Source organism: Streptococcus gallolyticus subsp. gallolyticus DSM 16831, assembly GCF_002000985.1.
Taxonomy (GTDB): domain Bacteria; phylum Bacillota; class Bacilli; order Lactobacillales; family Streptococcaceae; genus Streptococcus; species Streptococcus gallolyticus.
On record NZ_CP018822.1, the window covers coordinates 2414400 to 2428370 of the forward strand.

The following is a 13971-nucleotide window of genomic DNA, read 5'->3' on the forward strand; positions in this document are numbered from 1 at the left end:
CTTTAATGAATTAATGATTAGATTAAAACATTCTATCTAAATAATTTTGCAAAATAAGCTGCGCAGCCAATTTATCAATAACTTTCTTACGTTTTCCACGGCTAACATCAGCTTGTTCAACCAACATTCGCTCTGCTTGAACAGTTGTCAAACGTTCATCTTGATAATCAACAGGAATATTGAAAAGTTCGTTGATTTTATCGCCGTATGCCTTACTAGCTTCCACGCGAGGACCTTCTGTATTATTCATATTTTTAGGCAAACCAACAACAAACTTGTCAACCTTATACTGTTTAACTAACTCTTCAAGTCGTTCAAAACCAAATTCGCCAGCTTCTTCATCAATTCTGATAATTTCTACGCCCTGTGCTGTAAAGCCTAGCGGGTCACTGATAGCAACGCCAACTGTCTTTGAGCCAACGTCTAGTCCCATGATTCTCATTTCAAGTCAATTCCATTTCCTTTGAGATAGTAGCGGACAAGCTCTTCAACAATTTCATCTCGTTCGTATTTACGAATTTGATTTCTGGCATCATTGTAACGAGGAACATAAGCAGGGTCCCCACTTAAGACATAACCAACAATCTGATTGATTGGATTATACCCTTTTTCATCGAGAGAACGATACACAGTTGTTAAGGTTTCACTAATTTCTTTCTTGTTGCTATCGTCTAAATTAAAGCGTACAGTTTCATCTGTAAATCCCATACTTACACCTTCTTTCTAAAATAGCTGTCACCATTTATTATAGCTTATTCACAAAGATTTCACAAGAATCTGACTTTATTTCACCAAAGTTTATTTTCATTTTCAAATCCTTCGTTTCAATTGTCCCATTAAGCAACCTTTACTCCCCATGCCTCAACTATCACCGAACTTTTTACTATCTTTATAAAAATAAAAAAGAGCAAAGCACTCGTTTTTCCACGCGCAATCAACTACTATAACCTTTAAAAATTCTTTGGTTCTAACAATCTACGCTAAGGAAAATATTAAAAAAGCTCCAAAACGGAGCTTTTAGACTATCTATTACAGCGCTGCACGAAGGCGAGCTTCTGCATTTTCCACATTACGAATGGAACGTGGCAAGAAAGCACGAATATCATCTTCTTTGTACCCTACTTGAAGGCGTTTATCATCAATCAAAATTGGGCTCTTCAAAATACGCGGATTTTCTTGAATAAGGTCAATAACCTCGCTCAGACTTAAATCCTCAATATCGCAATCAAGTGCTTTTGCGTAACGGTTTTTAGATGAAACGATACTTTCAATCCCGTTTTCTGTTTTAGTTAATATCGCTAAGATTTCTTCTCGTGTTAGTGGTTCTTTTCCTAAATTCTGTTCTTTATAAGGGAGCTGATGAGCGTTTAGCCATGTCTTGGCTTTCTTACAGCTTGTACAACTTGAAATTGTGTAAATTTTAATCATGTGCACTCTCACTTTCTATCCCATGATAGTTGTATTATAGCACACCAACCTTAACGAAAACATAGGACCTAAGACCTATTTTTTCAAAAAGTCAATTAAAAAGATTATTTTTTTCAATAAAAATCTAAAAAAATCATTTGTGATTTTGAAAACGCTCCATTTATTTCTGAAAAAATCAAAAATCAGCTCAAATATTTTCATCTTAGATTGACATTCTTACACAAGAAAACTCCGAGACAATTGTCCCAGAGTTTCAACGTTATTATGAATTATTCTTCGATTTCGATAGCATCATCTAAATCAAGAACAACTTCGTCAACATTATCATTAGTTGCTGCTGATTCTTCAACAACATCTGCTGCTTTCTCATCTTCGGTTTCTTCTACAAGACCGTAGTGAACACGTACTTTGTGGTCGATTTCATCAAAGACTTCTGGGTGTTCTGCCAAGTATTTCTTCGCATTTTCAGAACCTTGTCCGATTTTCTCACCGTTATACGAGAACCAAGCACCTGCTTTTTTGATGATGTCTAGGTCGCTAGCAATCTTAACAAGCTCACCCGTACGTGAAATTCCTTCACCGTACATAATTTCAACTTCAGCTGTTTTAAATGGTGGCGCAACTTTGTTTTTAACCACTTTGATTTTAGTTTCTTTACCGATATTGCTATCTTTTTGGTCACCAGAACCTTTGATTTGTGTGTTACCACGGACATCAAGACGAACTGACGCATAGAACTTAAGCGCGCGTCCACCAGGTGTTGTTTCTGGGTTACCAAACATCACACCAACTTTTTCACGCAACTGGTTGATGAAAATCGCAATTGTTTTTGTTTTGTTGATTGAAGCTGACAATTTACGCATTGCTTGACTCATCATACGAGCTTGCAAACCAACGTGATTATCACCAATGTCACCATCGATTTCGGCACGAGGTACAAGGGCAGCAACAGAATCGACAACGACGAGGTCAACAGCACCTGAGTCAATCAATTTTCCTGCAATTTCAAGACCTTGTTCCCCAGAGTCAGGTTGTGACAAGAGAAGCTCATCAATGTTAACACCAAGAGCCGCAGCATAAGCTGGGTCAAGTGCGTGTTCGGCATCAATAAAGGCAGCAATTCCACCTTCTTTTTGAGCTTGTGCTACCGCATGAAGCGCAACAGTTGTCTTACCAGAACTTTCAGGTCCATAAATTTCAATGATGCGCCCTTTAGGGTAGCCACCTGCACCCAAAGCAATATCAAGAGCCAAGCTACCTGAACTCATGACTTGAACTTTTTGTTCAGCACGTTCACCAAGGCGCATAACAGCTCCCTTACCGAAATCTTTTTCAATTAATTTCAAGGCATCATCAAGTGCCTTTTTACGCTCATCACCAAATTTTTTAGTGATAGCTTCTGTTTTCTTTGTCTTTTTAGCCAAATTTTTCCCTTTCTGTTTGTTCGAGATACTAACTCTATTATACCAAATTTTAGCCTTGTAATAAAGCTTGACGTACTAAGTTGAAAGCATATAAAGTAGCAATATAACGGACGTCTGAACGGCTTCGCCCACCTATAACAACACGAATAGAATGAACTTTTTCTCTAGTAGCAATACCAATGAAAACTGTTCCTGCTGGGTGTCCTTCTAAGCTATCTGGTCCTGCAACACCTGTCAAACCGATACCAAAATCAGCATTTGTCAATAAACGTGATTGCTCTGCCATTTTTTCAGCTGTAAAGTGACTTACCACACCATGTTCTTGCAAATCTTCAAGAGGAATGTGAAGCATTTTTGATTTTTCTTCTATACTATACGTCACAAATCCGCCATTAAATACTGCAGATGACCCTGAAAAATCAGCGATACTAGATTGGAATAGCCCTGCGGTCAAACTTTCTGCCGCTGTAATAGTTTTGTGCTTTTCTTTCAACAAATCAAAAACAACACGCGCCATACTGTTATCATCACCATAGCCATAAAGTAACTGTTCAAGAGGAATACTATTTAATGTTTTTTTGGCTAGAATTTTATGCTCTAGAGCATCCAATTTCGCTTTTGCTGACGCCACATCATCTGCCTTGGTTGATAAACGAAGGGTCACCTCACCTGTTTTCGCATACGGAGCAATCGTTGGGTCTGTTTGATTATCAATCAAATCTGTCAAAACGGTCACTAACTGGCTTTCACCAATCCCAAAGAAACGCAACACACGTGAATAAAGCTGCTTATGGTTTCCAGACAATAAAGGTACTAGAGAATCCAATACCATTGGTTTTAATTCACTCGGCGGTCCAGGGAGAACAACGTAGGTCACGTCATTTACTTCTAGCACGCCACCAACAGCCAAACCAGTGCTATTTTGCAACGGTATTGACCCTTCAATCAGCTGTGCTTGACGTTCGTTATTAGCCGTTCTAGCAAACTGCGGACGTGTCGCAAAAAATTCGTCCAAACGCTTGTTAGCTTGTTCATCAAAGACTAAATCGCGTCCCAAATATTTTGCTAACGTTTGTTTTGTTAAATCATCTTCTGTCGGACCAAGCCCTCCACATAAGACAACTAATTCACTTCGCTTGCTTGCTAAATCAATAACTGATAAAAGACGTTCTTCATTATCACCAACAGCTGTTTGAAAGAACACATCAATTCCTAACTTGGCAAATTCTTCCGATAAAAATTGAGCATTTGTATTTGTGATTTGTCCTGTTAGAATTTCTGTTCCCACAGCAATGATTTCAGCTTTCATAATTGCCACCTACTTATCTATTCGTAATTTAGTTTTATTCTATCAAAAAAAGCAACAAATTTGCTGCTTTTTGCTACAAAGTCAGATTTTAATGAGAAAATATTAGTTTAATCCACTGTCAACTTGCTTTACTACTTTGTCAACCTAGGCTGTTTTCTTAACCAGATAATGACTAGTAAAAACAAGAAAAGTAATGATGCCATAAAGTTGACTGCCATGACTTTTTCAACAGCAAATACTTTTACCATTAAGCTCAAAAGGCACAATAAACAAATACTTCCCAAGCGACTAATGGTCGATTTAAAGGAAACAAGAGACGAGATATTGTCAATTGACACCATTTTGTTGAAATAATAATTTAAAATAAATTCAATGACATAAAAAACAAAGATGAAAATAAAATAAGCTGGCAATAACACCCAAAGGTGTTTTGAAAGGAAGGTCAAAGGAAGAAAAATAATCAACGGACAAAACTTAATAAGCCCTGCGTATTTTTTAATCCCATCAATATTGATAGAATATGAAAACAGCGTGATGATTTGAAAAGCGATGTAAAAGGCTGGAAAACATTTGGTATCTACACCTTTGCTCAGGAAAAACGATTGCCACAACTGAAAATGGGTTTGAAAAAAGATTTGCGTCAAGAAATCAAAAATCAGAATAACACCCAGTCGTGGTTGCTTTCTTAACTCGATAAAACTATCTGTAATCTGCTGTTTTAAAACAGAAACATGGCTCTCTTCTAGTGTCGTATTTTTTAGATTTTCATTGAAAAAGAAAAACGTCACAAGAGTTGAAGCCACTAAAAAGGCAATACCTAAAACATAAATATTGATACCAATGCTTAGATAGAGAACACCACCCAGACTACTTCCCAATAAAAGCCCGACAATTTCCAAACGATTATTGAGCGCTAGAAATTTTCGAAGGTCGTCCTCACGATGAGCTATTTTTAATTGATTGATAATGTAGGCATCAAGCGTTCCACTATCCAAAGCCGAAGCAATCCCATAGCAAAACCAAGCAGCGAAGATAAGGTAAAAATTGTTACTAAAAAGGACAATCAAAAACATCACTATCAAAAATAACTTTGATAGACTATAAATGTTTTTGCGGGAATAATTGTCTGCAATCAACCCGCTTGGAAATTCAAACAGAACAATTGCAATACTATAAGCTGATTGAACAATCAAAATCTGCGACAAACTCAACCCTTTTGACAATAAAATAACCGTTAAAATCGAGTGCGGCATGGAATAAGCCACCGTAACTAAAAAATTTGCCAAAAGGTAAACAAAAGTGTTCCTAGTAATACTTTTCATAACTCCCACCTACCCTCATCATATCAATTTTTCTTTACAGAATACTCTTATTTCCCGATGATGTCAAGATTTATTTGAAACTTTAAACTAAACCAGAAAAACAATCTTTTTGGCAGTTAGCACCACATTTACACCTAATTGACAACCATGTAAACCTCATCAATGCTTCTTCTTCCAATAGAGCCAAGTAACACTGACACCTAGGCTTAACCCTATCCCCTCAAAAAGAAATAGCAATCGACCAGACTTCATGGTTAAAACACCAAAAATGATTAAAGCAAGGAGAATTAGTAGTATAAAAAAATATTTGACATAGTTTTCTTCTTTTTTCATCCATTTCACCTATAAAAGCTGACCAAATCACTAATGGCCAGCTTTCCTTTTATCGATATTGTGCAGCGGCTGCTTTGATTTCAGCAATTGTTGCGGATTGGCTTGGGTCACTGGTATCAAAGGTAATCGTCCCCTCTTCAGTTGTCAAACTACCAACGACTGTTGATTCTGCATCATCAGCCGAATAGCCAATTACTGGTGCTTTATCTGCGGGCGTTGTTCCATCATCAATGACAACGATACGTTTGTCATCAGACAAATCCTCAAACAGACAAAACTCATCTGGGTTGTCACCAGTGGCTCTAAAGTATTGAATAAATTCTCGAATAGTTGTATTGCTAATCTGTGACACCTCGTCATCAACTGATGATTGTTGTTCCACGACTGTATCTTTAGTATCAGCTGTCACAACCTTAGTTGGTTGAACCGAAGTTTGCTTTGTTGTCAAACTAGCACCAAATGCGCCTAATAAAACAAGAGCTGAAAGTGATATAATAATATTCTTTTTCACCATATAAAACCTCCTTTAGTCTATCATACACCGAAAATAGCATAAAATAACATTTTGTAGCGTTTAGTAACATTATTTACGGCGTTTTTTAATGAGCCAAAAGTATCCCACAAAAGCAAATAGAGCAGATAAATAATAACCAATCATTAAGCTAGTCGCTAGTGTATCCCTGATGAGTCGAAGTCCTACCATAAAACTTTCGCCAAAAGCACCGATAAATGGAATCAGATAAAGATACAGCAAAATTACCCCAATTAAAACAAGGAGAACATTGCCAGCCACTAACGATTGCTTGCTACGCCATTGATAAATCAGTAGCAAAACAATCAAAATACTAGCAACAAGCCAATGATTTTTCAAAAATAAAATCCCTGAAATAGTCGTTAACTGATACGTTTCAACTGAAATACCAGACGCATACGGCAAAAAGAGACTGATAATATATGCAATTATAATCACAAATGGAAAATACTTTTTCATCCTAATAGTTCTCCTTTCACATCTATGCCAAATTTAATCTTGACTATACACCACATCATGAGGTTTTATTCATTTAAATATATACTTATATGATACAATAAAAACACGTCAACATAACATTTTGTAGCGTTTAGTAACACAAATTTTTTAGGAGATTAGGATATGCGTTGGGATTTTGGAAAAGTTTATAAGGATATTCGGCAATCAAAGGGGTTAACACAGGAAGAAATTTGTGGTGACATGCTCGCCCGCTCTACTCTAGCTCGTATCGAAAGCGGTCAAGTTATCCCTAAATTTGATACTTTCATTTTTCTTCTCCAGCAAATCAACATGAGCTTGGAAGAATTTGAATACATTTGCAACGTCTATCAGCCAAGTGAACGTCAAAAATTATTAAATATCGCTAATAATAATCTATCAATTACCGACAACACCGAACTCTTATCTCTCAAACAACAATGTCAAGAATATCTTCAAACACACCATGACATACCGATTCAACAACTTCTTGACAGACTAACTGCTACTATCCACATAAGAGAATTTGGTGGGGAATCAAAAGATACTACCTTTCAAGAAACAACTCAGAAAATTTGGCATTATCTTGAAAAACAAAACACTTGGTATCAGAATGATTTCAAATTACTATTAACAATTCTTTACCATTTTCCACTAGAGACTCTGAAAACAATCACTCCCAAAATTTTAACTAACTTAACCTTTACAACATCAAGCCGTTGCAATTGACCTTGTTAACCAATCTCGCAAGCATTTATCTGGACAATCATCAAACCAAAGAATGTGAAACATTTTCTCTAGAAGCCCTCAAACTTGCTAAGGAATTAAAACGCTATGACTTTTTAGGAATTGCGCAAGTCCGCCTTGGCATTTGTCGTGATGATAATAGTTTAATTGATAAAGGAATGTCTCTACTACGCTTAACCGAAGAAGAAAAGATTTTTGAAGCACTTGAAAAAGAAGTAGCAAAGCACAGGCAAATTTAAGCATATAAAAGCACTCCCCAACTGAGAAGTTGAGGAGTGTTTCATGTGAAACAATAGCCAAAAAAGCTTTAAATTAAGCTTTCATCAACATTTTAAGGCTTGATTTGATGTATTGTTCTGCTGTTTCATTTGTTCCTTCAAAGAACTTACGAATTTTCTTGAGCTCTGCAGCTTTATAGCCAAGTGCCAAAAGAGCTTCCATAGCTTCCTCAAGCTGCTCGTTTGTAGCTGTTTTTGTCTGAGAAGCTTTGCCATTTTCCACCGAAACATCGACAAATTTTCCTGCTAAATCCAAGACCATTTGTTGAGCTGTCTTTTTTCCAATTTTTGGAAATTTCATCAAATACTTGATATCACTAGTGTCAATCGCATTGACAAGCCCTTCATTATCATCAACCGCAATAATCGCTAGCGCAGTTGTCGGACCAATCCCAGAAACTGAAATCAAGTTAAGAAAAACAGCTTTTTCATCTTCTGTGTGAAAACCAAATAACAATTGCGCATCTTCACGAATGACTTGGTGTAAATAAATCTGAACCTCTTGGTTGACAAGGTCTGAAAAACTGTATGGGTTAGCAACGTTGACAATATAGCCCAGCCCTCCAGCCTCGACAACAATGTATTTGGCGGTAATTTTAGTTAATTTTCCTTTGATATAATCGTACATCTTAGTATTTTCCTAACTCTCTTAAACTTGTGTGATTTTCTTGAATACGGCGGAACATTTTTTCCATGTCAGCTTTGGTAAAGTTGACAAGAACTGGACGTCCATGTGGACAGTTATAAGGATTCTTACATTGTGATAACTGAACCAAAAGATGTCGGGCGGAATAATCATCAAGAATGTGATTCGCTTTGATTGAGCGTTTGCATGACATCATGATTGCCAATTCTGCACGATATTTCTTCACCGATACTTCATTTGTCAACAACAGCATATCACACATCTCATAAACAGCCGTCTCAATTTCCTCTTCTTTCATCCAAATTGGGTGTTCACGGAGAATAAAAGTGTTGTTTCCATATGGTTCTAGATAAATACCAACTTGATTTAACAGCTCCATTTTTTCTTGCAACTTAATAAAATCAGCTCCAGAAAACTCAAAAAGATATGGCATGAGAAGCTGCTGTAAAGAGCTGTCAACGTCGCCGATTTTCTCACGATAATATTCATATTTAACACGTTCTTGAGCAGCGTGTTGGTCAATGATATAAAGCCCACCATTTCCCTGTGCAAAAAGATACGTTCCGTGCATTTGTCCGAAATAATCTAATTCTGGGAAAGTTGATGACTCCTCATTATCAAGACTTTCAATCATCTTATTGATTTTTGTCTTGTTTTTAAAATCGAGATTATCATGTTCATCATCTTGACTATCTACTTCGGAACGCTGCGCATATTTCACTGATGTTTGTTGCTTGTCAACTTCCTTGACAGAGTTGTCAACCTCATTGAATAACTGTACTGGTTGCTCTTCAACCGTATCTGACTTGACAAAGAAATCACGACGTTCTTTATCATAATAAAGGTCTGTTTGTTTCAACGGCAGGCTCGTTTGCTCTGGTTTCGGAAGCCCACGTGTGCTTGATTTCGCCAGATTTTCTAGAGCATCAGGTATCAAATCTTGCTCACGCAAACTCTCTGCAATAGCAGAGCTGATTAAGCTCATCAGTTCTTTTTCCTTTGAAATACGAACTTCTTGCTTCGTTGGGTGAACATTGACATCAGCTAAATAAGGGTCGATTTGAATGTCGATAACAGCAATCGGAAAACGTCCCACCATCAATTTTGAACCATAACCGTCCAAAATCGCACGATTGAGCAAAAAGTTTTTAATATAACGACCGTTAATCAAAATCGTAATATAGTTTCGGTTCGCTCGTGTCAATTCTGGCAGACTAATGTAACCAGACACTTCAAAATCGAGGTCAGCATTCGAAATCTCAATCATTTTTTTAGCCGTATTAAGCCCATAAATACCAGCAATTGCTTGTCGCAAATCACCAGTACCAGATGTTGTTGTCATTTGACGACCATCATTAATCAAGCTAAAAGCCACCTCTGGGTGCGCCAAGCTCAAACGATTCACCACATCAACAATATGAGCTAATTCGGATTGGAGACTTTTCATGTATTTAAGACGTGCTGGCGTATTATAAAAGAGATTTTCAACCGTAATTTTGGTACCAACAGGTGTAGAAATCGGTTCTTGTTTTTCGATTTCACCACCTTTGGCTACTAGCAATGTTCCATAATTTTCATCTGCCGTTGCTGTTTTGACTGTAAAATGACTAATGGAGGCAATTGACGGTATCGCTTCACCACGAAAACCTAATGTCCTAATACGGAAAAGGTCAGCTTGATTTTTAATTTTACTTGTGGCATGGCGGTGCAAACTTAATGCAACATCATCTTGAGCAATTCCTTCGCCATTATCTGTCACTTGAATTTTCTTTAAACCAGCTTCTTCAATTTCAATGGTGATTTGGCTGCTCCCTGCATCAATCGAATTTTCCACCAATTCTTTGACAACGCTAGCTGGTCGTTCAATAACTTCACCCGCTGCAATTTGGTTAGCCAAAACCTCTGGCAACTCAATAATTTTACTCATGATTTATCTATTAGCAAGCCTTTTAAAGGCAGCCTTATTCCTTTCATTCTTGCTTGTTTATCTTCTATTATAACACAAACTAAAAAGGCAATCTTCTTTAAGACTGCCTCTTATTGTTACAACATATTTTTTAATTCATAAATAACATTCATGGCTTGCATTGGTGTTAAATTCATCAAATCAACTTTTTTGAGTGCTTCAATCACTTCTTGGTTAGATGAGTCATCAGCAAATAAACTTAGTTGCTCTGCCACTGGTTCTGCTACTTCAGATTTTACAGTAATTGGCTCAGCTTCTACCTCAGGGGTCAATTGAAGCTGCGCAGCACCTGATTCTAAATTCGTCAAAATGCTGTCCGCACGTTGTAATAATTCTTCTGGTAAACCAGCAATTTTTGCTACATGAATTCCGTAAGATTTGTCTGCTGGACCTTCTGCAATTTTATGAAGAAACGTCACATCACCATTTTTCTCAAGAGTCGCAACGTGCACATTGACAAGATGTGTCAAGCTTGTTGACAAAGCTGTCAACTCATGATAATGGGTTGCAAACATGGTCTTTGCACCGATATGATCATGGATATATTCAATGATTGATTGCGCCAAAGCCATACCGTCATAGGTTGCTGTACCACGACCTAGCTCATCAAAAAGAATCAAGGATTGAGAACTTGCACGTTTGATAGCTTGGTTAGCTTCCATCATTTCCACCATAAACGTTGACTGTCCTGAAATCAAATCATCTGCCGCACCAATACGCGTGAAAATCGCATCAAATACTGGTAAATTGACACTTTCAGCAGCTACGTAAGACCCCATTTGAGCCATAATAACTGTCAAGGCAAGTTGACGCATATAAGTTGATTTACCACTCATATTTGGACCAGTAATCAGCTGAATGTTGATATCGGCATCAAACGTAATCGTATTAGGAATATATTCTTGCATTCCCATGACTTTTTCAACGACCGCATGACGACCTTTTTCAATTTTAATCTCATGGCTATCGTTGAATGTTGGACGAACATAATGATTATTTTCTGCAACAACGGCTAAACTTTGTAAAACGTCAACGGTTGAAATCGCCTTAGCCAAGTCTTGCAAACGCGTAATGTAACGCTCGACTTGTCCGCGAACGCGCATGAAAATATCATATTCTAAGCTTGCTGATTGCTCACGCGCCTCCAACATCTCACCTTCAATTTTTGCCAATTCTGCCGTTCCGAAACGCTCTGAATTTTTCAACGTTGCCTTGCGGAAGAAATAATCTGGCACTAGAGAGAGATTGGAATTTGTCACATGGAAATAGTATCCGTCTTTTTTATTATAATCAATTTTTAGATTGGTAATCCCACTTGCAGCACGTTCCTTAGCTTCAATTTCTGCAATCCAGCTAGTCCCCTCGCGCATAACCTTACGGTATTTGTCCAAAGTCTCATCAAAGCCTGTACGGATAATGCTACCTTCTGTGATAACAGCAGGGGCATCTGGGTCAATAGCTGAGCGAATCAGCGATTCTAGCTCTGGCAAAGTGTCAATGCTGTTGACAAGCTTGTCAAGGTGAGGGCTCTCAAACGATTCTAAAATCGCCTTAATCGTTGGCACTTGTGCCAAAGTATGACCGAGTTGTAATAAATCTTTTGGATTAGCTTTTCCAAATGACACACGACTCGCTAAACGTTCAATATCATAAACACCTTTGAGACTATCCGTCAAATCACTACGCTCAAAGAAATTATCTAGGAAAACTTGAACAATATTTTGGCGCTCTTCAATCTGTGCTTGTTTCACCAAAGGACGGTCAATCCAATTGCGCAATAGACGCATTCCCATAGCCGTTTTAGTTTCATCTAGTAACCAATAAAGGCTACCATGTTTTTTACTTGTTCGAGCATTTTCTAATAAATCCAGACTAGATTTTGTCGTATAAGACATTTGCAAGTAATCTTTGATTTCATAATGAACCAATTTTTGCAAATGGCTTAGCTCACGTTTTTGCGTTGTATGAACGTATTGTAGCAATTTCTCAGCTGCTGAAATTTCTAAAGCCGTTAAATCTGGGTCGATTAAATGCACATCTTCATAACGTTCTTGTTCAAACGATAAGAGTAAATTTAATTGTTTAACTAAGCTATGTTGCTCTGTTTCAGAAAGCTCATAACCAACAACGATTTCACGCGCTTTAAGGTTCAGAATTTCACTTCTAAGGCTTGTAAAATCAGAAAGACTTGTTGAGAAAAATTCACCTGTTGACACGTCCATATAGGCTAGCCCAAACGTTTTGCCGTCAGAATCGATAGCCACCAAGAAATTGTTAGCATTATCTGGTTTAGAGGAATCGACAGCTGTTCCTGGCGTAATCACTTGAACGACTTCACGTTTAACCACACCGACGGCTTGTTTTGGGTCTTCCATTTGCTCAGCAATTGCCACCTTGTAACCCATTTCCACTAATACATCAATGTATTGTTGCGCAGAATGATAAGGCACACCTGCCATTGGAATTGGATTGTCAGCATTTTTATTACGACTAGTTAAACTAATCTCTAAAATCTGTGCAGCTTTAACCGCATCATCATAAAATAATTCATAAAAGTCTCCCATGCGGAAAAGTAAAAAAGCATCTGGATAATCTTTTTTTACGTCCAAATACTGTTGCATGCCTGGAGAAATTTTATCTTTTGTCATTATTAGTTAACTCCTCGTTAATTTTCGTTTCCAAGTTTTTCGTGATGTATTGAACCAAATCACTAGCATCTTGCATCTTGTTACGATAATCTTTGACAATCGGGAGATCCGATAAGTCTTTTTGTAGCTGGTCAGCTTGTTTTCCTGCTACTTTTTCAGCCACTAACTTGTCAATCTTGTGATAAAGCACAGCCTCCTGCTGATAAGCTTTCATATCGTCAACAAGACTGTCAAGTTCTGGAAAAGTTTTGATTTTTTGTTCTACTTTTTGAAATTCTTGCACACTATCGTGCTTTTGAATAGCTTGAACTAACTTGTCCACTGCTTGGTCGTACTTACTCATAAGCTCGTTGATAAGTCTCTTTCAAATGCTTGAGCTGTCTCTTCATCTTTACAGATAACAAGCAAAGTATCCGCACCTGCCACCGTTCCAAGAATCTCTGGAATGTCGCTACTATCAATCAAGTTTGCCAAAACATCTGCTTCACCAAGATTAGTATGAAGAACAAGCATGAACCCAGCACGAGCAACTTTCAAAATATATGAGCGGATATTAGCACCAAAAGTTGTCTCTGATGTTTCTGATAAACTATAATAAAGCTTACCTGATGAATCACGTAATTTCAAAAGACCAATCTCACGAAGGTCACGTGACAAGGTTGCTTGAGTGACACTAATCCCTTCTTCTTGCAAATGACGCTTGATTTCTTCTTGTGTTCCAATATGACCTGATTGAATCAAACGTTTGATTCGATTTTGACGTTCTATTTTATTCATATAACTTTCCCTTTGTGTATATTTATCCTTAAAATTATACCAAAAAAAAGAAAATTTTTCATCTCTCTTTTGCGCTGTTTTCCT

14 protein-coding genes and 1 pseudogene are annotated in these 13971 nt (G+C 37.4%); 1 reads left to right on the plus strand and 14 read right to left on the minus strand.

The genetic code is table 11. The features are described 5' to 3' along the window. Positions 1 to 22 precede the first annotated feature (22 nt). From ruvX to BTR42_RS12065, 9 genes are all read right to left on the minus strand, one after another. On the minus strand, positions 23 to 442 hold the full coding sequence (ruvX, locus tag BTR42_RS12030; protein WP_009855163.1) for a Holliday junction resolvase RuvX: 420 nt from the start codon (positions 440 to 442) through the stop codon (positions 23 to 25). Beyond that, a complete protein-coding gene (locus BTR42_RS12035; protein ID WP_003066890.1) occupies positions 439 to 708 on the minus strand; it encodes an IreB family regulatory phosphoprotein in 270 nt (89 codons plus the stop codon). Before BTR42_RS12035 ends, ruvX begins: the two co-directional genes overlap by 4 nt. A 321-nt stretch (positions 709 to 1029) precedes the next feature. Further along, on the minus strand, positions 1030 to 1428 hold the full coding sequence (gene spx, locus BTR42_RS12040) for a transcriptional regulator Spx (RefSeq protein ID WP_009855164.1): 399 nt from the start codon (positions 1426 to 1428) through the stop codon (positions 1030 to 1032). Positions 1429 to 1697: 269 nt separating this feature from the next. After that, entirely contained in the window at positions 1698 to 2852 is a 1155-nt protein-coding gene (gene recA, locus BTR42_RS12045; protein WP_009855165.1) for a recombinase RecA, read from the minus strand. A 49-nt stretch (positions 2853 to 2901) separates the two neighbouring features. Then, positions 2902 to 4161, minus strand: coding sequence for a competence/damage-inducible protein A (locus tag BTR42_RS12050; RefSeq protein WP_077497920.1), 1260 nt, complete (start codon positions 4159 to 4161; stop codon positions 2902 to 2904). 131 nt (positions 4162 to 4292) lie between these two features. Then, positions 4293 to 5483 carry an MFS transporter gene (locus BTR42_RS12055; protein ID WP_077497922.1) on the minus strand — a complete coding sequence of 397 codons (1191 nt, stop codon included), beginning with the start codon at positions 5481 to 5483 and terminating at the stop codon, positions 4293 to 4295. A gap of 159 nt (positions 5484 to 5642) precedes the next feature. Then, positions 5643 to 5816 carry a hypothetical protein gene (locus tag BTR42_RS12730; RefSeq protein WP_167367618.1) on the minus strand — a complete coding sequence of 58 codons (174 nt, stop codon included), beginning with the start codon at positions 5814 to 5816 and terminating at the stop codon, positions 5643 to 5645. A gap of 49 nt (positions 5817 to 5865) precedes the next feature. Next, the gene (locus BTR42_RS12060; protein ID WP_077497924.1) at positions 5866 to 6330 is read right to left on the minus strand and encodes a hypothetical protein; all 465 of its coding nucleotides are present in this window, start codon (positions 6328 to 6330) and stop codon (positions 5866 to 5868) included. A 69-nt stretch (positions 6331 to 6399) separates the two neighbouring features. Next, entirely contained in the window at positions 6400 to 6807 is a 408-nt protein-coding gene (locus BTR42_RS12065; protein WP_077497926.1) for a hypothetical protein, read from the minus strand. Positions 6808 to 6969: 162 nt separating this feature from the next. Between BTR42_RS12065 and BTR42_RS12070 the strand changes: the two are divergent. Next, positions 6970 to 7811 (plus strand): annotated as a pseudogene (locus tag BTR42_RS12070) (helix-turn-helix domain-containing protein). Positions 7812 to 7884: 73 nt separating this feature from the next. On the opposite strand, the gene ruvA reads toward BTR42_RS12070, so the two are convergent. The 5 genes from ruvA to argR all read right to left on the minus strand — a co-directional run bounded on the left by ruvA (position 7885) and on the right by argR (position 13887). After that, a complete protein-coding gene (gene ruvA, locus BTR42_RS12075; RefSeq protein WP_009855172.1) occupies positions 7885 to 8478 on the minus strand; it encodes a Holliday junction branch migration protein RuvA in 594 nt (197 codons plus the stop codon). A gap of 1 nt (position 8479) precedes the next feature. Continuing rightward, positions 8480 to 10423, minus strand: coding sequence for a DNA mismatch repair endonuclease MutL (gene mutL / locus BTR42_RS12080; RefSeq protein WP_009855173.1), 1944 nt, complete (start codon positions 10421 to 10423; stop codon positions 8480 to 8482). 116 nt (positions 10424 to 10539) lie between these two features. Continuing rightward, positions 10540 to 13110: a DNA mismatch repair protein MutS gene (gene mutS / locus BTR42_RS12085; RefSeq protein WP_077497928.1), complete on the minus strand. Its 2571-nt coding sequence runs from the start codon at positions 13108 to 13110 to the stop codon at positions 10540 to 10542. Further along, positions 13097 to 13453, minus strand: a complete 357-nt coding sequence (locus BTR42_RS12090) for a YlbF family regulator (RefSeq protein ID WP_077497930.1) — start codon at positions 13451 to 13453, stop codon at positions 13097 to 13099. Before BTR42_RS12090 ends, mutS begins: the two co-directional genes overlap by 14 nt. Further along, positions 13450 to 13887 (minus strand): arginine repressor, encoded by a 438-nt coding sequence (gene argR / locus BTR42_RS12095; RefSeq protein WP_003066930.1) that lies wholly within the window; start codon positions 13885 to 13887, stop codon positions 13450 to 13452. The genes BTR42_RS12090 and argR overlap by 4 nt, the downstream gene beginning before the upstream one ends. Between the last annotated feature and the right edge of the window lie 84 nt (positions 13888 to 13971).